The sequence below is a fragment of the Streptomyces sp. NPDC002513 genome, from assembly GCF_053595355.1.
Genome location: NZ_JBSFXK010000029.1, coordinates 28,265 through 48,113, shown reverse-complemented (window position 1 = coordinate 48,113; position 19,849 = coordinate 28,265). Strand labels below are relative to the sequence as shown.

General features: G+C 71.1%; 16 protein-coding genes. 5 read left to right on the top strand and 11 right to left on the bottom strand.

Going from position 1 to position 19,849, the window contains the following annotated elements:
* Positions 1-91 precede the first annotated feature (91 nt).
* Entirely contained in the window at positions 92-2,038 is a 1,947-nt protein-coding gene (locus ACWD5Q_RS20090; RefSeq protein ID WP_451428362.1) for an acyl-CoA dehydrogenase family protein, read from the bottom strand.
* 594 nt (positions 2,039-2,632) lie between these two features.
* On the opposite strand from ACWD5Q_RS20090, the gene ACWD5Q_RS20085 reads away from it, so the two are divergent.
* Positions 2,633-3,430, top strand: a complete 798-nt coding sequence (locus ACWD5Q_RS20085) for a hypothetical protein (RefSeq protein WP_451428361.1) — start codon at positions 2,633-2,635, stop codon at positions 3,428-3,430.
* Between the two features lie 198 nt (positions 3,431-3,628).
* Here ACWD5Q_RS20085 and ACWD5Q_RS20080 read toward each other — a convergent pair whose 3' ends face one another.
* Genes ACWD5Q_RS20080 through ACWD5Q_RS20070 form a run of 3 tightly spaced genes read right to left on the bottom strand, consistent with a single transcriptional unit; the run spans position 3,629 to position 4,598 of the window.
* The gene (locus ACWD5Q_RS20080) at positions 3,629-3,865 is read right to left on the bottom strand and encodes a helix-turn-helix domain-containing protein (RefSeq protein ID WP_451428360.1); all 237 of its coding nucleotides are present in this window, start codon (positions 3,863-3,865) and stop codon (positions 3,629-3,631) included.
* Positions 3,866-3,879: 14 nt separating this feature from the next.
* A complete protein-coding gene (locus ACWD5Q_RS20075) occupies positions 3,880-4,218 on the bottom strand; it encodes a helix-turn-helix domain-containing protein (RefSeq protein ID WP_451428359.1) in 339 nt (112 codons plus the stop codon).
* Positions 4,215-4,598, bottom strand: a complete 384-nt coding sequence (locus ACWD5Q_RS20070; protein ID WP_451428358.1) for a type II toxin-antitoxin system RelE/ParE family toxin — start codon at positions 4,596-4,598, stop codon at positions 4,215-4,217. The genes ACWD5Q_RS20075 and ACWD5Q_RS20070 overlap by 4 nt, the downstream gene beginning before the upstream one ends.
* 224 nt (positions 4,599-4,822) lie before the next feature.
* Here ACWD5Q_RS20070 and ACWD5Q_RS20065 point away from each other — a divergent pair, with 224 nt between their 5' ends.
* Both ACWD5Q_RS20065 and ACWD5Q_RS20060 read left to right on the top strand, forming a co-directional pair.
* Positions 4,823-5,260, top strand: coding sequence for a MarR family winged helix-turn-helix transcriptional regulator (locus tag ACWD5Q_RS20065; RefSeq protein WP_451428357.1), 438 nt, complete (start codon positions 4,823-4,825; stop codon positions 5,258-5,260).
* A gap of 291 nt (positions 5,261-5,551) precedes the next feature.
* Entirely contained in the window at positions 5,552-6,790 is a 1,239-nt protein-coding gene (locus tag ACWD5Q_RS20060) for an MFS transporter (protein ID WP_451428356.1), read from the top strand.
* Positions 6,791-6,943: 153 nt separating this feature from the next.
* Here ACWD5Q_RS20060 and ACWD5Q_RS20055 read toward each other — a convergent pair whose 3' ends face one another.
* The 3 genes from ACWD5Q_RS20055 to ACWD5Q_RS20045 all read right to left on the bottom strand — a co-directional run bounded on the left by ACWD5Q_RS20055 (position 6,944) and on the right by ACWD5Q_RS20045 (position 12,557).
* Positions 6,944-8,389 (bottom strand): aldehyde dehydrogenase family protein, encoded by a 1,446-nt coding sequence (locus tag ACWD5Q_RS20055; protein ID WP_451428355.1) that lies wholly within the window; start codon positions 8,387-8,389, stop codon positions 6,944-6,946.
* A gap of 143 nt (positions 8,390-8,532) precedes the next feature.
* Positions 8,533-10,197, bottom strand: coding sequence for a PucR family transcriptional regulator (locus tag ACWD5Q_RS20050; protein ID WP_451428392.1), 1,665 nt, complete (start codon positions 10,195-10,197; stop codon positions 8,533-8,535).
* Between the two features lie 212 nt (positions 10,198-10,409).
* Positions 10,410-12,557, bottom strand: coding sequence for an ATP-binding protein (locus tag ACWD5Q_RS20045; RefSeq protein ID WP_451428354.1), 2,148 nt, complete (start codon positions 12,555-12,557; stop codon positions 10,410-10,412).
* A 314-nt stretch (positions 12,558-12,871) separates the two neighbouring features.
* Between ACWD5Q_RS20045 and gabT the strand changes: the two genes are divergently transcribed.
* Positions 12,872-14,206, top strand: a complete 1,335-nt coding sequence (gene gabT, locus ACWD5Q_RS20040) for a 4-aminobutyrate--2-oxoglutarate transaminase (RefSeq protein ID WP_451428353.1) — start codon at positions 12,872-12,874, stop codon at positions 14,204-14,206.
* 528 nt (positions 14,207-14,734) lie between these two features.
* The gene (locus ACWD5Q_RS20035; RefSeq protein WP_451428352.1) at positions 14,735-15,436 is read left to right on the top strand and encodes a phosphatase PAP2 family protein; all 702 of its coding nucleotides are present in this window, start codon (positions 14,735-14,737) and stop codon (positions 15,434-15,436) included.
* Between the two features lie 56 nt (positions 15,437-15,492).
* On the opposite strand, the gene ACWD5Q_RS20030 is transcribed toward ACWD5Q_RS20035, so the two are convergent.
* Genes ACWD5Q_RS20030 through ACWD5Q_RS20015 form a run of 4 tightly spaced genes read right to left on the bottom strand, consistent with a single transcriptional unit; the run spans position 15,493 to position 19,848 of the window.
* Entirely contained in the window at positions 15,493-16,911 is a 1,419-nt protein-coding gene (locus ACWD5Q_RS20030; protein WP_451428351.1) for an NAD(P)/FAD-dependent oxidoreductase, read from the bottom strand.
* Positions 16,912-16,957: 46 nt separating this feature from the next.
* On the bottom strand, positions 16,958-17,758 hold the full coding sequence (locus tag ACWD5Q_RS20025; protein WP_451428350.1) for an ABC transporter permease: 801 nt from the start codon (positions 17,756-17,758) through the stop codon (positions 16,958-16,960).
* On the bottom strand, positions 17,759-18,688 hold the full coding sequence (locus ACWD5Q_RS20020; protein WP_451428349.1) for an ABC transporter permease: 930 nt from the start codon (positions 18,686-18,688) through the stop codon (positions 17,759-17,761). It abuts the gene before it with no gap.
* Positions 18,688-19,848, bottom strand: a complete 1,161-nt coding sequence (locus ACWD5Q_RS20015; RefSeq protein WP_451428348.1) for an ABC transporter ATP-binding protein — start codon at positions 19,846-19,848, stop codon at positions 18,688-18,690. Before ACWD5Q_RS20015 ends, ACWD5Q_RS20020 begins: the two co-directional genes overlap by 1 nt.
* Position 19,849: the final 1 nt, after the last annotated feature.

The window sequence follows — 19,849 nt, the reverse complement described above, 5'->3', positions numbered from 1 at the left end:
ACAAAATGGGAGCCGGGCGCCCATTTTGTTCGGAGCTCTAAGGCCCGGCCGCTCGGGTGACGTGCGGCCGGGCCCCTCGCACCGCTACGGCTCAGCTCTTCGGGATCTTCCTCCGCACATCCTTGCGGGACGATTCACCCGGATGGGCGTCCGCGATCCACGGGCCGTCGCCGGACGGATCCACGACCCCCTCCTCCAGCCACGCGTACGTACCGGACAGCACGCCCTTGACCACCTTCCGGTCGAGGTCGTCGGTGTTGCTCCACAACCGGCCGAACAGCTCGTCGACACGGATACGGGACTGCCGGCAGAAGGCGTCGGCGAGCTGGTACGCCTCGCGCCCGTGCTGTCCGCTCCTGCGCAGGTGCTCGGCGCGCACACAGGCCGCGCTCATCGCGAACAGCTCGGCACCGATGTCCACGACGCGGCCCAGGAAGCCCTGCTTGGTCTCCATGCGGCCCTGCCAGCGGGACATGCCGTAGAAGGTGGACCGGGCGAGCTTGCGGGCGCTGCGCTCGACGAACCGCAGATGCCCGGAGAGGTCGACCCTCTGGTGGAACGCGCCGTAGGCGCCCGGGATCTGGCCCTGCCCGGCGAGCAGCTTCGGCAGCCATGTGGCGTAGAAGAGGCCGGCGTTCGCGCCCGCCTTCGCCTTGTCGGACAGGGACTTGTCCGGGTCGATCAGGTCACCGGCCACGGACAGATGGGTGTCCACGGCCTCCCGGGCGATCAGCAGGTGCATGATCTCCGTGGACCCCTCGAAGATGCGGTTGATGCGCAGGTCGCGCAGCATCTGCTCGGCCGGGACCGCCCGCTCGCCGCGGGCCTTGAGGGACTCCGCGGTCTCGAAGCCCCGCCCGCCGCGGATCTGGACCAGTTCGTCGGCCATCAGCCAGGCCATCTCGGAGCCGTAGAGCTTGGCGAGGGCGGCCTCGATGCGGATGTCGTTGCGGTCCTCGTCGGCCATCTGCGACGACAGGTCGACCACGGCCTCCAGGGCGAAGGTGGTCGCCGCGATGAAGGAGATCTTCGCGCCGACCGCCTCGTGCAGGGCGACCGGCTTGCCCCACTGCTCCCGGGTCGCCGACCACTCGCGGGCGATCTTCAGACACCATTTGCCCGCGCCGACGCACATCGCGGGCAGCGACAGGCGGCCGGTGTTCAGGGTGGTCAGCGCGATCTTCAGGCCCGCGCCCTCGGGGCCGATGCGGTGGGCGGCCGGGACCCGGACCCGGTGGAAGCGGGTGACACCGTTCTCCAGACCGCGCAGGCCCATGAAGGCGTTGCGGTTCTCGACGGTGATGCCCTCGGACGCGGCCTCGACGACGAACGCCGTGATACCGCCCTTGTGGCCCTCGGACCGCGGCACGCGCGCCATGACCACCAGCAGGTCGGCGACCACACCGTTGGTGGTCCACAGCTTCACCCCGTCGAGGACGTAGTCGTCCCCGTCCGGCACGGCCGTCGTGGCCAGGCGGGCCGGGTCGGAGCCGACGTCCGGCTCGGTGAGCAGGAACGCGGAGATGTCGGTGCGGGCGCAGCGCGGCAGGAACGTGTCCTTCTGCTCCTGGGTACCGAACAGTTTCAGCGGCTGCGGTACTCCGATCGACTGATGCGCGGACAGCAGCGCGCCGATCGCGGGGCTCGCGGAGCCGGCCAGGGCGAGTGCCTTGTTGTAGTACACCTGGGTGAGGCCGAGACCGCCGTACTTCGTGTCGATCTTCATGCCGAGGGCGCCGAGTTCCTTGAGACCGTTGATCGTCTCGTCGGGGATGCGCGCCTCGCGCTCGATACGGGCGGCGTCGATCTGTGTCTCGCAGAAGTCGCGCAGCTTGGCGAGGAACTCCTCGCCGCGCTGCACGTCCTCCTCGGCGGGCTGCGGATGGGGGTGGATCAGGTCCAGCCGGAGACGGCCGAGGAAGAGCTCCTTGGCGAAGCTGGGCCTGCGCCAGCCCTGCTCGCGCGCGGCCTCCGCGACCTGGCGGGCCTCACGCTCGGTGACCGTGGGCTTGTGTGTAGGGGTTGTTGGTGCGGACATGAGGCTCACCTCGCCGCGAATCGGGGCTTGTGGGGCGCACACCGGGCAAGATGCCGCAGGGCGCCCAAGGGGTGCCGTACGGCGATCTTGCGGGCGTACGTTACTGACCGGTGCTACTCGATCGTTGGTACCGCAATCCGGGCGCCCCCACCAGTCCTCGCGCAGCCCTGGACCCGGGAAAAGGCCCCACCCGACGCCTGCCAGGTTCGCCCCGGCGTCAAATCGGCGGAGGTGTCGAAGCGGATCAGCTCTGCGCACAGGTCGACGACTTCCCGCTGCGCCTCCTCGGGCGCGGGGACGAGGGCGGGGGCGAGGGCACTCAGGGTGCTCCTGCGGCGGCCGTGCCGGGGGCGGCCGGGGCGGGGTCGGTGGGCCTGCCGACGCAGAACGCGACGGCCCGGATGACCGGGAACATCGACCGGGGAGGACGCCGGTCAGGCCGACGACACACTCGGAGAAGATCATCGACGAGACGCTCTGCAGGAAGACGTGGCTGCCCTTGCGATGGTCTCCACGAATCCGGCTGCCCAGCCTCAACCACCAGCGCGTGAAAGGATGTTGAGGAGTCGGAAGTCCTGATGCTTCACTTCTCCAGTGACTGGTATCGAAGGAGCAGACGGGCTCGAAGGCCTCGGCCCGGTGGTCAGCCGGCACACGGTGGACCGCCGGAAGCGCTGGGTGAACGCGGGCTGCGCACTGCTCATAGCCGTCCCGTCCGGGTGGCTTGGCGTGTGGGGCTGGTCCGCGACCGGCGGCGAGGGCTCGCCCGGCAGCAACAAGGCGATCGGCCTGCTGATCGGCCTCGCACTGGGCGCCGTGGCGATCGCGGCGAACCAGATCGCGCGGGCCGTGCGCGTCGAGCCCGGCGAGTATTTCGAGGTGCGCCAGGGCGGCCTGGTCCACGGATCCCGGCGGAGGACCGCGGGCTGGACCTGGAACCGCGTCACCTCGCTCCACGTCGCCGGCGACGCGGTGAACGCCCTCGCGACCCGACTCGGCAACGGCTACCGCATCGAGATCGGGCTCGACGACGGCACCCGACTCCGGGCGGACGGGCTCACCCAACGCGCCGCGGACCTGGGACGCGCCCTGCTGACACAGTGCCCGCACATCGCACTGAAACCGCGGATCCCCTGGTACGGCAAAGCGGGCGCCTGGCCGCTCGCCGGGGCCGTGGCATGCGCGGCGGCCGTCCCCGCGATGATCCTCTACATCACCCACCACCCGGACAAGGAACGCCGGATCCCCGGCGGTGGCGGATTGACCATCGTCCAGACCGAACCAGGCATCAGCGAGGCAGGCTACGCATTCCTGTCCATCGGGATGCTGGTGTGCGCCATCACCGCGATCACCCTCGTCATCGTCTACATCCGCGGAAGGGCGTATCGCTGAACCGCCTGTCGTGCGACACCACGTTCTCGCGGTGTCGCGGTGACAAAGGAGACCCTGAAGGAGACGTCAGAGAACGGCCGCTGACGCCGGGAGCCGAAGGGCGGGCCGTCGATAACGTGTGCGGTCGCGTCTCCCGCAACGGCGCGAGCGGTCAACGATCTACATCGCTCAGGGAATTCTCGGGATTGGAGATCCACGTCAAGCGGCCTCGTCGTGCGGAGTGAGACTGATGCTCAAGTCGGCTCCAAGGGCACGGGCCAGGCGGCGCAGCATCGGAAGGGTGGGCACCGTTCCCCCGGCTTCGAAGCGGGAGATCTGCGGCTGTTTCATCCCGCACCGCTCAGCCAGCTCGGTCTGGGACAGCCGGAGTTCAATGCGCCGGTCGCGGATGAGTCTTCCTAGCTCGCGGGCGAGTGCTGTGGAGGCGTCATGCATGGCTCCTCCCGGGTTCAGGCGGCTCGGGTGACGATGGTGACGGTGGGCTCATCCCCAGGGGCGAGATGCATGTCGACGGTGAGGTCCAGGGCTCGGGCCAGGCGCATGATGACAGCGATGGGCGGCAGTTCGGTGGCGGTCTCGATACCTTCGATCTCGTCGGTGGTGGTGTGCAGGCGCTCGGCCAGGTCGGCCTCGCTCAGCCCGAGTTGCTTGCGCCGGTCGTAGACGGCCTTGCCCAGTGTCATGGCCAGGCTGGCTTCTTCGTAGACGCGGTCGTACTCGGGGTCGGCGTCGAGGTGTTCACCGGCCGGCCGGCGGTGGCGGCGGGTCCGCCATTCGCTGTGATTCATCGGTTCCCCTTGAGGTCGCGGCTGTAGATGTCGTGTTCAGCGGCTGCCTGGTGCTCGGCTTCGCACAGCCGTTGAGCTGCGTGCGCGCGGTCCACTTCGGCCTGCTCGCGCATCTTGGTCTTGCGGAACACGGTGAGCAGCACGACGCGACGGTCGGGTGCGAGCCAGTAGGTAATGCGCTGGTGGGCATCGCCGAGGCGGAAGCGCAGCTCGCGGAGCCGGCCGCCCAAGTGGCGGGAGTGCGGTTCGTCGAGCGTGGTGGGCTGCTCGGCGAGCAGGTCCGCGACGCGTTCGACCTGCTTGTAGTGATGGGCGGGAATGTTCTCCAGCCACAGCCGCACCTCCGGCTCGATCTCGATCGAGTACCGCCCGCTGTCCATAGCACCGATGATATATGGCGCGGGGTACGATAGCGGGATTTCGTAGCTCAGGTCGTGTGCCATCGCCGCGACCGCAGCCACTCCAACGTCGCACACCCCAACGTTCCCCCCTTCGACCTGATGTCAAGGCACCGCCGCAAACCAGCGGCAACCGGCCGAGGCGGCGCAGGGCCGGCGGGCAACGTAATGTGGACGTTCTTCGACGGTCCGGATGGGAGGCCAGCGTGACTGATTCGGTGATCCAAGAGCTGGCCGACCAGCTCAGCCCACGTCTGCTCCGCGTGGGTCAGGCCATGCGCCGCGAGACCGAGACCCTGCCACTCACCGTGGCGCAGGGCTCGGTGCTCAATCAGCTCATCGTCGGTCCACGGAAGGTCGGCGAGTTGGCTCGCGCCGAAGGTGTGCGGTTGCCGAGCATGACGCAGATCGTCGGCCGGATGGAGAAGGCCGGCTGGGTCACCCGTACCGGCGGGGCCGGACGCGGAAACGACGTAGTGATCACCGAGTCGGGTCGGGCACTCACGGAGGAGGTGGCCGCGGTGCGGATCGCGGCCCTGGCGTCCAGGCTGGCCGAGCTGCCCCAGGGTGAGATCGACGCGCTGCGCGGGGCCTTGTCGGCCCTCGACCTGATCTTCGGGGCGCCCGGCGACGACGCTCGCTGAGCAGTCGCGCGCTCGGTCGCGGCGCCGCTCGGGTTTTGACTGCGCTCATTAGGTCACCTATCTTAGGCGATGGGCTCAGGTTTCATGCGATCCGTTTCGCAGGCCATGAGGGCTGACGGCTCACAGCACGCTTTGGTTCGCGCCCCCACGCGCGACGGTCGACAGCCCCCTCTTCGCTTCGATGACACCTTCCGCCCTGACCAGTGGCTGTTTCCGGCCCCCCGGAAAGCCTGCCCACATACGTGTACGTGCCATCCATCTTCGTACGCTGCGAAGGAGTCCCACCCCGGCATGTCAGAACCATCCCCGTCCCGCAGCAGCATCCTGCGCCAGCCCAAGGCCGTTTGGGCCGTCGCCTTCGCCATGACCGTCGCCTTCATGGGCGCCAGTGTGGTCGACCCGATCATGCCGAGCATCGCTGCGGCACTCAACGCCGGAGAAGCGCAGGTCACGCTGCTGTTCACCGGATACTTCCTCGTCGTCTCGATCGTCATGCTGTTCACCGGCTGGCTCTCCAGCCGGATAGGGGCACGCAAGACGCTCCTGATCGGCATGGCCACGATCGTCCTGTTCGCCGTGCTGTCCGGCACCTCCGGCGGGATCAGCCAACTGGTCGGCTACCGCATGGGCTGGGGCGTGGGCATCGCCCTGTTCGTCTCCATCGCACTCGCAGCCATCGTCGGCGCCGCCAGCGGCGGCCGGGCCCAGGCCATCGTGCTGTTCGAGTCGTCCTTCGGCCTCGGCATGGCCATCGGTCCGATTCTCGGCGCGGTACTCGGCAACGCCAACTGGCGCTACCCCTTCTTCGGCACCGCCACCCTCGTCGCGATCGGCTTCGTCGCCGTCCTGACGATGCTCCGCGAGGAGCCGAAGCCGAAGGTCACGTTCAAGGTCTCCGACACCTTCCAGCCGTTGCGCCACCGTGCCCTGCGCCCGCTGATCATCGCCACCACCGTCTACTTCTACGGCTTCTTCACCATCCTCGGCTACGGGCCGTTCCCGCTGCACATGAGCACCTACGGCACCGGGGCGGTGTTCTTCGGCTGGGGTGTCGCCTTCGCGATCTTCTCCGTCATCGTCGCCCCACGGATCGAAGCCCGGTTCGGGATGATCCCCGTCCTGATCACCAGCCTGCTGCTGTTCACCCTCGACATGGTCGCGATGGCGTTCGCCCATGGTCCGCTCTTCGCGGCTCTGCTGATCGCCTCCGGAGTCTTCATCGGCGTCAACAACGCCGCATTGACCGGCTCCGTGATGGCGGGCAGCAACCTGCCGGGCCAGGTGGTCTCCGGTGGCTACAACTTCCTGCGCTGGCTCGGCGCCGCCGCCTCCCCGTGGTGCGCCCCGCACTTGGCCGAGGCACTCGGCGACTGGGCACCGTTCTGCGCGGCCGGACTGTCGTCGCTCATCGCCGTCCTGGTGATCCTGCGCGCCAGGGGCCACCTCGCCCAAGGTGCTCACCATGGCCACGGCGGCACCGAGACCGCGGTCCCCGTCCAGGAGACGCACGCCGAGCCGCAGTTGGCGTGATCGCCCGTCCACCCGCCCTCGCCCCTCTGGCGCCGCGACAACCCCCACGCGCCCGGATCGGGGCGGGGGTTTCCACGGTCGGAGCATGGATGTATACCGACGGCCGGAGCCCCCGCACAGCGGGCTCCGGCCGTCGGTGTGGTGCGGGGTGGCTCAGAGAGCCAGGCCCGTCAGGACCAGGACCCGCTCGTAGGTGTAGTCGTTCATCGCGAACGTCACGCCCTCGCGGCCGACGCCGGACTGCTTGACGCCGCCGTACGGCATCTGGTCGGCGCGGTAGGAGGGCACGTCGCCGATGACGACGCCGCCGACCTCCAGGGCCCGGTGGGCGCGGAAGGCGACCTGGAGGTCGTGCGTGAACACGCCCGCCTGGAGGCCGTACTTGGAGTCGTTGACGGTGGCGAACGCCTCCGCCTCGCCGTCCACCTTCTGCACGGTGAGGACGGGTCCGAAGACCTCCTCGCTGGCGAGGGTCGCGCCGGCCGGCACATCGGTCAGGACGGTCGGCGCGTACGAGGCGCCGTCCCGCTTGCCGCCGGCCAGCAGCCTCGCGCCCGCGCCCACAGCCTCGTCGACCCAGGACTCCACGCGCTTGGCCGCGTCCTCGCTGACCAGCGGGCCGACGTCGGTGGTGTCGTCGGAGGGGTCGCCGGTGGCCTGGGCCTCGACGGCGGCGACGATGCGCGGCAGCAGCCGGTCGTAGACCGAGGCGTCGGCGATCACGCGCTGTACGGAGATGCAGGACTGGCCGCCCTGGTAGTTGGAGAAGGTGGCGATGCGGGTGGCGGCCCAGTCCAGGTCCGCGTCGCTCGCGTAGTCGCCGAGCACGACGGCCGCGCCGTTGCCGCCCAGCTCCAGGGTGAGGTGCTTGCGCGGCACCGAGTCCATGATCGCGTAGCCGACCTTGTCGGAGCCGGTGAAGGAGATGACCGGCAGACGCTCGTCCTGGACCAGGGCCGGCATGCGGTCGTTGGTGACCGGCAGGATCGACCAGGAACCGGCGGGCAGGTCGGTCTCGGCGAGCAGGTCACCGAGGATCAGGCCGGACAGCGGGGTGGCGGGGGCCGGCTTGAGGATGATCGGGGCGCCGACGGCGATCGCGGGGGCGACCTTGTGGGCGCACAGGTTCAGCGGGAAGTTGAACGGCGCGATGCCGAGAACGACGCCCTTGGGGAAGCGGCGGGTGAGCGCGAGGCGGCCCTGGCCGCCCGCGTCGGTGTCCAGGCGCTGGCCCTCGCCGCCGTTGAAGCGGCGGGCCTCCTCGGCCGCGAGGCGGAAGACGGAGACGGCACGGCCGACCTCGCCACGGGCCCACTTGATGGGCTTGCCGTTCTCGGCGGAGATCAGCTGCGCGATCTCCTCGGTGCGCTCGGCCAGCCGCTTCGAGACGTGGTCGAGGGCGGCGGCGCGCACATGGGCCGGGGTGGCGGCGAACTCGTCCCGCACGGCGTACGCGGCGGCCACGGCCTCCTCGACCTGGGCGTCGGTCGGCACGCTGACCTTCGCGACCAGCCGGCCGTCCCACGAGGAGGTGACGTCGAAGGTGGTCTCACCGGTGGCCTGGCGGCCGGCGAGCCAGAAGGCGTGGGTGGAGGTCATGTCGAGTCCCGGCCCTTCGGAGGTTGGTGTTCCCTGCACTGCGTGGTCCACGGTAAAGCCGTAACTGCGTAGGGTCGTTTGTCCGGAGGGGAGCAGTGCGGGGCGGGTCTAGTACGGGTTGTACAGCCGCGGTCCGACGTTCGTCACTCCCCCGCCGCGGCCGTCGTCTTGAGCGCCAGCCACAGCTCCATCCGTACGTCCGGGTCGTCGAGCGAGCGTCCCAGGATCTCCTCGACGCGTCGCATCCGGTAGCGCAGCGTGTGGCGGTGGACGCCGAGGTCGGCCGCCGCCGCGTCCCACTGGCCGTGCCGTGACAGCCAGGCCCGCAGCGAGGCCACCAGGTCTCCCCGGCCGGTCGCGTCGTGCTCGCGCAGCGCGCGCAGCAGGCTGTCCGCGAAGGCGCGTACCGCGTCGTCCTGGAGCAGCGGCAGCACCGATCCGGCCGCCAGCTCGTCGTGCTCGACCAGCGACCGGCCGCGCCGCCGGGCCACCGACAGGGCCTGTTCGGCCTGCTTGTACGCGGCTGCCGCGGCGATCGGACCGGCGGGCGCCGACACCCCCACCACCAGCTCGTCCTCGTCGGCGGCCGGCTTCTCCGCTGCGGCCCGGGCCGCCTGCACAGCCAGCGCGTAACTCTGGCACGCGGCGACGGCCGCGCCGCCGTCCGCGGCGAGCACGACCAGCCGCTCCCCGTCGGGCACGACCAGGACGGACTCTCCGGCGCGCGCGGCGGCGGACTCCACGGTCTCCGCGAGCCCGTCCAGCGGATCGCCGTCCGTCTCGGCCGCGGCGAGGGCCGCCGCGGTGGGCGGCGCGGGCGCCGCACGCGCGTGCCCGTCGGCGTGCGCGCGGGCGGCGGACGCGGACGCCGACTCGGCGAGGATCAGCCGGAACGGCGCGTCCAGCAGGTCGCCGTACAGGTCCCCGGCCACCGCCCGCGCGTGGTCGGGCTGGCCGGCGAGCAGCAGGCGCAGCACGGCCGTGCCGATGCGCTGCTCGGCGGCGTGCAGGGACCGGGACCGTTCGGTGGTCAGGGTCAGCAGGGCGATGGCGGAGTGGACCGCGTACCGCTCGGCGGTGCCGAGCGCGGCGGCCGTGCCCACGGCGAGGGCGGCCCGGGGGCGGCGTCCGGTGCCCAGGGAGTGCAGCTCGACCCGGTCCTCGCCGTTCGGCCCGCCGACCACGGAGCTCGCGGGCGCGGGCCGCTCCCGCAGGCGTTCCACGTCGGCGGTGAGCCGTGCGGCGCGCCGTCCCGCCCACTCGGGCGCCGCCGCGACGACGGCGCCGGACGCGTCGTAGAGCGCGGCCCAGCCGTCGACCTGCTGGGCGAGCGCGGCGAGCAGCCCCTCGGGGCCGCCGGCGAGGGCCTGCCGGGTCAGCTCCCGCTGGGCGGCGAACCCTGCCGTCACGGCCCGGTACTGGTCGGCGGCGATGGCGGCGGAGACGGCCTTGCTGATGGCGAGGAAGGGCGTGCGCCGGGGCACCTCCAGCAGCGGCAGCCCCTCCTGACGCGCCGCGTCCACGAGTGCCTCGGGGATCTCGTCGTAGTTGACGCCGACGGCGAAGCCGAGGCCGACGACGCCCGCGCCCACCAGCCGCTTCACGTACTGCCGCATGGCCACCGGGTTCTCGGCGTCCAGCTTCAGCGCCGTGATCAGCAGCAGCTCGCCGCCCTCCATGTAGGGCACGGGGTCGGCGAGTTCGCTGACGTGGGCCCAGCGGACGGGGACGTCGAGACGGTCCTCGCCCGCGCGCACGGTCAGCTTGAGCGCGGAGTGGTGGACGAGCGAGGCGAGCGTGGGGGGCATAAGGCCTTCGGTCTGCACGGACGGGAGTCCTCACGGAATCCGTGACGGAGTCCTTCACGATTTCCGCGAGGGGCACGGACGGTGTGGGCTTGGTGATGCTTTGGCCGCCGCGTATGAACGACCTATGTCGATTCTGCCTCACCGTACGGTCCGGCCGGACCCGTCCGTCCGGCCCTTCCGCCCGAGATTTCGGGACATCCCGCCCAAAGGCCTCAGCCGCGCAGGTTCACCAGGAGCGGTGGCGCGTGCTCGCCCTGGACGTTCGTCAGGGACAGCACCGCGTGCCCCGGCGGCACCGCGTGCGCCAGCTCCGACGCGGACCAGCGCTCGCGCTCGACCTGGCGGACGGTCACGGCGCGCGCGGTCGGCGCATGGCCGGTGATCACGCGGCGCAGCATGTGCAGGGCCTTGCCCGCGGGGGTCTCCGCGATGATCTGCCGGTCGGTGACGTCCCGGGCCTCGATCCACTCCTTGCCCCACACCTCGGCGAAGTCCTGCCCGTCCCAGGGGGTGAGCCCGGACAGCGCCATCCGGCACCCGGCGGCGCCGAGCAGCGGACCGCGCAGCGGCCGGGGCGCATCGTCGAGGGTGCGCAGGGTGAGCACGGTCCCGGCGTTCGCGGACCGCAGCCGCTGGATGCCCCGGACGGCCTCCGGGGTCACCACACCGGTCGCGTCGTCGAGCACCAGGCACGCGAACAGCGACCGGTCCTCGCGCACCGCGACGCTGGCCGTGAACTGGGCGAGCACCAGTCGCGCGAGGATCCGCGAGGCGTCGGCGTGGCCGCGCTCGGGCAGGTCGATGCGGACCCGCACCGGGTGGTCCAGGGCGCGCAGCGAGAAGGGCCGGGACTGTCCGGAGGTGTCGAAGAAGGAGGCGAAGGCGGGCCGGTCGAGCAGCGCGAGCCGGTCGGCGAGGACACCGCCCCCGTCACCGGGGTGCCGCGCCTGCCGCTCCCGTGCGTCCAGCTCCCGCAGCAGCGAGTCCTGCCCGGAGTCCGCCAGCGCCTTGCGCAGCGCCGCGAGCGGGGCGGGCGCGCCGTCCAGGAGCTGCCGCAGCTCGGGCACCGACGGGAAACGGCCGTGGACGGCCAGGTACGGCCCGAGGAGCTGGGCGAGCACGGTGGCCGAGCGGCGGCTGTCCCCGCCGGGGTGCGGGTCGGCGAGGTCCCCGGCGAGGGCCTCGGCCAGTACGGCCGCCGCCTCGTCGGGGTCGGTGGTCCCGCCGTACAGGTCCAGGTCGTACACCGAGTCGGGATGGCCGATGCGTACGACGACGTCGTAGGCGTCCGCGGGGCCGAGTCCGGCGCCGGCCGCGCCGACGACGACCACGGCGGCCCGCCCGGCGAGCGCGTGCAGGCACAGCGACTCGGCGAGCGGCCACACCACCGAGCCGGTCTTGCCGGAGCCGGCGGGCCCGACGGCGACCAGGGAGGTGCCGAGCAGATCGGGACCGAGGGCGAGTCCGGTGCCGCGGTAGCCGTAGGGGTTGCGCGGGTCGTCGACGGTGGCGCCGAGCCGTACCTGGCCGGTCATCAGGTCGTGCCGGGCCAGCCGGGCGGGCAGGTCACGCTGCCCGGAGGGGTGCGGACAGGCTGCGGCGCCGTCCCCCAGGACCGCGCCGGTGAACGTGGCCAGGCCGTGCCGGCCGTTCAGCACGCCCTGCCAGGCGCGGGTGATACGGGCGTGGTCGACGTCCCGCATGAGCCCGGCGCGCGCCTCGGCGGCGAGCCGGTCGGCGGCGTCGCGGGCGCCCGCGGCGCGGAGCTGGTTCCACTGGGCGGGGTCGTCCTCGGGGGCGGGCGGGGGCGGCTCGGGCTCGCGGCGCCTCAGGCGGGGCGCGAGGAAGCGGCGCCACACCTCGCCCCAGCGGCCCAGCCGGCCCACCACCAGCATGATCCCGACCACGACGAGGAGGTCGTAGCCGTCCCAGAGGATGAGGTTGAAGACATCGCCGTGGTTGCCGCTCTGGCGCCAGGAGTCCGGCGTCAGCAGGAACAGGGGCAGGATCCACCAGTCGCCCAGGTAGCCGTGGGACAGCAGCGACCACAGCAGCCAGCCGACCAGGAACGCGATCAGCGCGCCGCTCAGCAGTTGCCGGGCCGGGATCCGCTCGGGCTCCTTCTCCGGGCGGGGCCGGTGGCCGAAGCGCCAGACGCCCGGTGCGGCCTGGGGCCGTGGCGCCCGCACCCAGGCGAGGAAGGCGGTACCGTCGGGCAGAGGGGGTACCCCCGGCGCCACCGTGGGCTTGGGGGGCACCTCAGAGCGTTCCGGGCGTTCCGGGTGTTCCGGCGGCCCCGCCGGACGCGGCACGGGAGTGGCCCGTGTGCCCCGGGCGTCCTGCGTCCCGTCGCTGTCCATCGCCGTTGCCCCCTGACCAGCCGCACCGTCCACCATCAGCGAGTCAATCTAACGCGCTCCACGGGGAGTTCACCGCATTCGGTGCCGGGCCTGCGGTGACGCGTCCCGTTCCGCCGTGTCCCTCGCTATGTCCACCGCGGACAAGCAGCGGCGCGCAAGGCTCCCACATGGAGCATGCCCACCCCCCACCACCGCCTCTAGCCTGCGAGAAAAGAAGGCAAGCGTCCGAAAACACCCCGCCCGGACCCCGGTCCACCACCGCACCGGTGCACCGGAACCCCCGGTTCGGTTCGCACGATCATCAGGGAGCCCCCATGAGCGCACTTCCGCAGGAGCGCCGCGTCGTCACCGCCATCCCCGGCCCGAAGTCGCAGGAGCTGCAGGCCCGCCGTACCGCCGTGGTCGCGCAGGGCGTGGGCTCCACGCTGCCGGTCTTCACCCGGCGTGCGGGCGGCGGCATCATCGAGGACGTCGACGGCAACCGCCTGATCGACTTCGGCTCCGGTATCGCCGTGACCTCGGTCGGCGCCTCCGCCGAGGCCGTCGTCCGCCGCGCCTCCGCGCAGCTTCAGGACTTCACCCACACCTGTTTCATGGTCACGCCGTACGAGGGCTATGTGGCCGTCGCCGAGGCGCTGGCCGAGCTCACGCCGGGTGACCACGCCAAGAAGTCCGCGCTGTTCAACTCGGGCGCCGAGGCCGTCGAGAACGCCGTCAAGATCGCCCGCGCCTACACCAAGCGCCAGGCGGTCGTCGTCTTCGACCACGGCTACCACGGCCGGACGAACCTGACGATGGCGCTCACCGCCAAGAACATGCCGTACAAGCACGGCTTCGGCCCGTTCGCGCCCGAGGTCTACCGCATGCCGATGGCGTACGCCTACCGCTGGCCGACCGGTCCGGAGAACGCTGGCCCCGAGGCCGCCGCCCAGGCCATCGACCAGATCACCAAGCAGGTCGGCCCCGACAACGTGGCCGCGATCATCATCGAGCCGGTGCTCGGTGAGGGCGGCTTCATCGAGCCGGCGAAGGGCTTCCTGCCCGCGCTGCGCCAGTTCGCCACCGACAACGGCATCGTCTTCGTCGCCGACGAGATCCAGTCCGGCTTCTGCCGCACCGGCCAGTGGTTCGCGTGCGAGGACGAGGGCATCGTCCCGGACCTGATCACCACCGCCAAGGGCATCGCCGGCGGTCTGCCGCTGGCCGCCGTGACCGGCCGCGCCGAGATCATGGACGCCGCCCACGCGGGCGGTCTGGGCGGCACCTACGGCGGCAACCCGGTCGCCTGCGCGGCCGCGCTCGGCGCGATCGAGACGATGAAGGAGCTCGACCTCAACGCCCGGGCGAAGGAGATCGAGGAGACCATGAAGGCCCGCCTCACGGCGATGGCCGAGAAGTTCGACCTGATCGGCGACATCCGCGGCCGTGGCGCGATGATCGCGATCGAGCTGGTCAAGGACCGCGCCACCAAGGAGCCGAACCCGGAGGCGACCGCCGCGCTCGCCAAGGCCTGCCACCAGGAGGGCCTGCTGGTCCTGACCTGCGGCACCTACGGCAATGTGCTGCGCTTCCTGCCCCCGCTGGTGATCGGCCAGGACCTCCTGAACGAGGGCCTCGACGTCATCGAGCAGCAGTTCGCACGCATCTGAGCAGGCCGGACGCCTCCGCCGGGCGCGGCGAAACCCGCCGCCCGGACACCGGCCGAGCACCTCGTGCGCCCCGTCCGTCCCGGCCCCGTTCCTCCGTCAGGATTCCGGGGCCGGGCGACGGCGGTCAGAGGGTGTGAAGAAGCTGTGGGAGGTGGATGGCAAGACGCGTTTCCGGCTGTCGGAGCGGTTTTCCCTGCCGTAGGTTTCTCAGCAGATGAGAGATACACCCGTCCACAGGGGACTGTGGGCGACGCCGGGCCGGGGCCTCCCCAGCTTCGACCTGGTCGTGCCTCGCGCACACACCCGGAGCGTCCAGTTCCGGATCTCGGATCGGACGGCCGCACGCCCCAAACCCCCCGGGGCGCGCGGCAACCCGGTCCGGTCGGCCGCCTCGGAACCTCCCCCCTGTTCCGGGGCGGCCGACCTGCTTTCCGCACGGTTCCGCGAGGCCTCACGACAAGCACCCGCACGCGATGCCGCACCCACCCGGGTGCCTGTGCGAAGGGCTGTCCCTGCGAAGCTGTCCCGGTGCCGCCGCCCTCCCGAGCGCAGGACCTCACACCCGCGCCTCCCCCGTCCCGCCGCAGGCCGGCCGTCGTCGCGGCCGTCTCGGGTCTGCTCTTCCTCCTGATCACCTGGCAGGTCGTCACCCACGGTCCGCTCGCGCGGGCGGACCAGCGGATCGGCCGGGACGCCGTCGATCCGGACCAGGTGTCCGGACTGCTCGCGGACCTGGGGAACATCGCGGTCGCCGTCCCCGTCCTGGTCCTCGCCCTCGGCTGGGCGGCCCGGCGCGCCCGCCGCGCGGGGGCGCACCGGTGGTGGCTGCCGGCCGTCGCGGCGGCCGGGCTCATGGCGGTCCTGCCCGCCCTGATCGTGCCGCTGAAGGACCTGATCGCCCGGCCGGGCCCACCCGTCATGGGCCCGGCGACGGGCTTCTACCCCTCGGGCCACACCGCCACGGCCGCGCTCGCCTACGGCGCGGCGGCGCTGGTGCTGTGGCCGTGGCTGACCACCGCGGTCGCCCGTCGCGGGCTTCTCGCCCTCTGCGCGGCCCTCAACCTCGGCGCCGCCTTCGGCCTGGTCCGCCACGGCTACCACTGGCCCCTCGATGTGCTGGGCAGTTGGTGCCTGTGCGCGGTGCTGCTGTGCGCACTGCGGCTCGTCCTCGGCCGCCTGCCCGGCCGGAGCGGCGGTCCCCGGCCTCGGCGTCAGCCTCGGCCGAAGTAGCGGTTCCCGGCCGGGAGAACCGTGCTCGGCGAGGGCAGCCGTGCCCCGGAGGAGGGTCAGCTGTCGAAGCCGAGGCCCAGGCGGTCCATCGTCCTCAGCCAGAGGTTGCGATGTCCGCCGTGGGCGTCGGCCCGGGCCAGCGACCACTTGGTGAGTGCGATGCCCGTCCAGGCGAACGGCTCGGGCGGGAAGGGCAGCGGCTTCTTGCGGACCATCGCCAGCTCGGTCCGTTCCGTGCGCTCCCCCGCCAGCAGGTCCAGCATCACGTCCGCGCCGAAGCGGGTGGCTCCGACGCCGAGCCCCGTGTAGCCGGCCGCGTACGCCACCTTCCCCTGGTGGGCCGTCCCGAAGAACGCCGAGAAACGCGAGCAGGTGTCGATCGCGCCGCCCCACGCGTGGGTGAAGCGGACGCCCTCGAGCTGCGGGAAGCAGCCGAAGAAGTGCCCCGCGAGTTTGGCGTAGGTCTCCGGGCGGTCGTCGTACTCGGCGCGCACCCGCTTGCCGTACGGGTAGATCGCGTCGTAGCCGCCCCACAGGATGCGGTTGTCGGCCGAGAGCCGGAAGTAGTGGAACTGGTTCGCCGAGTCCCCGAGTCCCTGGCGGTTTTGCCAGCCGACCGACGCCAGTTGCTCGTCGGTGAGCGGTTCGGTCATCAGCGCGTAGTCGTAGACCGGGATGGTGTACGAGCGCACGCGCCGCACCAGGCTGGGGAAGATGTTCGTGCCGAGCGCGACCCGGCGCGCCCGGACCTGCCCGTAGGGGGTGCGTACGGCCATGCCGGCGCCGTACGGCCGCAGGGTGAGCGCGGGCGTGTGCTCGTAGACCCGGACGCCGAGGCGGAGGCAGGCGCGCTTGAGGCCCCAGGCGAGCTTGGCCGGATGGACCATGGCCACGCCCGTGCGGTCGTAGAGCCCGGCGAGGAAGGTCGGCGAGTCGACCTGCTCCCGTACCGCCTCCGTGTCCAGGAACTCGGTGCCCTCGGCGAGGCCCCGGCGCTCCATCTCGTCGTACCAGTCCCGCAGTTCCCGCGCCTGGTACGCCTCGGTCGCCACGTCGATCTCGCCGGTGCGCTCGAAGTCGCAGTCGAGACCGTGGCGGGCGACCGCCTTCTCGATCTCGTCCAGGTTGCGGGCGCCCAGCTCCTCAAGCGTGTGGATGTCGTCCGGCCAGCGGGCGAGTCCGTTGGCGAGTCCATGAGTGAGGGAGGCCGCGCAGAAGCCGCCGTTGCGGCCCGAGGCGGCCCAGCCCGCCTCGCGGCCCTCCACCAGCACCACATCCCGCTGCGGGTCGCGCTCCTTGGCGATGAGCGCGGTCCACAGTCCGCTGTAGCCGCCGCCGACGACCAGCAGGTCGCAGGTCTCGGTGCCGGTGAGGGCGGGCTCGGGGTGGGGCTTGCCGGGGTCCTCCAGCCAGTACGGGACCGGCTGTGCTTCGGAAAGAGACTTCGTCCAACGGGTCATGGCGCTTGGGGCCATGATTTCAACTCCCTACCAGTGCATTACACGGAGCGGTTTAGAGCTCTTAGGCCTTCTGGCGGTTTCGGCGGTTTCCGATCGCCATGGAGACCAGGACGAACAGTACGGCGACGATGAACATCGTCGTACCGATGACATTGATCTGAACGGGCGTTCCGCGCTGCGCCGATCCCCAGACGAACATGGGGAAGGTGACGGTCGAACCCGCGTTGAAATTGGTGATGATGAAATCGTCGAAGGAGAGCGCGAAGGCGAGCAGCGCGCCCGCGGCGATTCCGGGGGCCGCGATGGGCAGGGTGACGCGCAGGAAGGTCTGCACGGGCCCGGCGTAGAGATCCTGGGCCGCCTGCTCCAGGCGCGGGTCCATCGACATCACGCGCGCCTTGACCGCGGTGACGACGAAGCTGAGGCAGAACATGATGTGCGCGATCAGGATCGTCCAGAAGCCGAGCTGCGCGCCCATGTTGAGGAAGAGGGTGAGCAGCGAGGCCGCCATGACGACCTCCGGCATCGCCATCGGCAGGAAGATCAGCGAGTTCACGGCACCGCGGGCGCGGAAGCGGTAGCGCACCAGCGCGAAGGCGATCATCGTGCCGAGGACGGTGGCGCCGAGCGTCGCCCACACCGCGATCTGGAGGCTGAGCGACAGCGAGCCGCACATGTCGGCGACACCGCACGGATCCTTCCAGGCGTCCATGGAGAACTGCTGCCACTGGTAGTTGAAACGCCCCTTCGGTTTGTTGAAGGAGAACACCGTGACGATGATGTTCGGCAGGAGGAGATAACCGAGCGTCAGCAGTCCCGCGAGAACCACGAGATGGCGCCTGAGCCAGCGTACGAAGGCCATTTAAACCAGATCCTCCGTCCCGGACCGGCGAATGTAGACCGTGACCATGATGAGGATCGCGGCCATGAGGATGAACGAGAGCGCCGCGGCCGTCGGATAGTCGAGGATCCGCAGGAACTGCGTCTGGATGACGTTTCCGACCATGCGGGTGTCGGTGGAGCCGAGCAGATCGGCGTTCACGTAGTCACCGGCCGCCGGGATGAAGGTCAGCAGCGTGCCGGAGACCACACCCGGCATCGACAGCCGGAAGGTGACCTTCCGGAAGGTCGTGAAGGGCTTGGCGTACAGGTCGCCCGCCGCCTCGTGGAGGCGTCCGTCGATGCGCTCCAACGACGTGTACAGCGGCAGGATCATGAACGGCAGGAAGTTGTACGTCAGACCGCACACCACCGCGAGCGGTGTGGCGAGGACGCGGTCGCCCTGGGTCCAGCCGAGCCAGTTGGTGACGTCGAGGACGTGCAGGGTGTTGAGGGCGCCGACGACCGGTCCGCTGTCCGCGAGGATCGTCTTCCAGGCCAGGGTGCGGATCAGGAAGCTGGTGAAGAACGGGGCGATCACCAGGATCATGATCAGGTTGCGCCAGCGGCCCGCGCGGAAGGCGATGAGGTATGCGAGCGGGTAGCCGAGCAGCAGGCACAGCAGCGTCGAGGCGGCCGCGTAGAGGACCGAGCGGAGGAACTGCGGCCAGTACTCGCTCAGCGCGTCCCAGTAGGTCGCGAAGTGCCAGGTGACCTTGTAGCCCTGCTCCAGGGAGCCCGTCTGCACGGAGGTGGACGCCTGGTAGACCATCGGCAGCGCGAAGAAGACGACCAGCCAGAGGATGCCGGGCAGCAGCAGCCAGTACGGCGTGAGGCGGCCCCGTTTACGCGGGGGCTTGGTCTCGGGGGCGGTGGGCGCGAGGGGCGGGGGCGCCTCGGTGACGGCGGTCATCAGGCGGCCGCCCCCTCTTCCGACTCCACGGTCTCCACGCCGGCGTCGATGTCCTGCGCCGCGTCCAGACCGAAGGTGTGCGCCGGGTTCCAGTGCAGAACGACCTCGGCACCGGGCACCAGGCGGGGGTCGCGGTCGATGTTCTGGGCGTAGACCTCGAACTCGGGGCAGACGGGACAGTCGATGACGTACTGGGTGGAGACGCCGATGAAGCTGGAGTCGGCAATCCTGCCGGTGATGCGGTTGCGGCCGTCGGGGATCGCGCCCGCGTCGTCGGCGTGGGTGAGGGAGATCTTCTCCGGGCGGACACCGACCAGCACCTTGCCGCCGGTCCTCGTCGGCGCGGAGCACCGGGCCTCGGCCAGCGAGAGCTTGCCGCCGCCCGCCCTGAGGATGATCTCGTCGCCGCGCTTGGCGTCCACCTCGGCCTCGATCAGGTTGGAGGTGCCGAGGAAGTTGGCGACGAACGTGGTCTGCGGGTTCTCGTAGAGGTCGGTGGGCGAGCCGAGCTGTTCGACCCGGCCCGCGTTCATCACGGCGACCGTGTCGGCCATGGTCATGGCCTCCTCCTGGTCGTGCGTGACATGGATGAAGGTGATGCCGACCTCGGTCTGGATGCGCTTGAGCTCCAGCTGCATCTGCCGGCGCAGCTTCAGGTCCAGGGCGCCGAGCGGCTCGTCGAGGAGGAGCACCCTGGGGTGGTTGATCAGCGCGCGGGCCACGGCCACACGCTGCTGCTGGCCGCCGGAGAGCTGGTGCGGCTTCTTGCGCGCCTGCTCGCCGAGCTGCACCAGCTCCAGCATCTCCTCGACCTGCTTCTTCACCGACTTGATGCCGCGCCGGCGCAGACCGAAGGCGACGTTCTCGAAGATGTCCAGGTGCGGGAAGAGGGCGTAGGACTGGAAGACCGTGTTCACCGGCCGCTTGTACGGCGGCAGATGCGTCACCGCCTGGTCGCCGAGGCGCACGGCGCCCGTGGTGGGCTCCTCCAGGCCGGCGATCATGCGCAGGGTGGTGGTCTTGCCGCACCCGGAGGCGCCGAGCAGGGCGAAGAAGGAGCCCTGCGGCACGGTCAGGTCCAGCGGGTGCACGGCCGTGAAGGAGCCGTAGGTCTTGCTGATCCCCGAGAGGCGGACATCGCCGCTGTTGTCTGTCGTCATC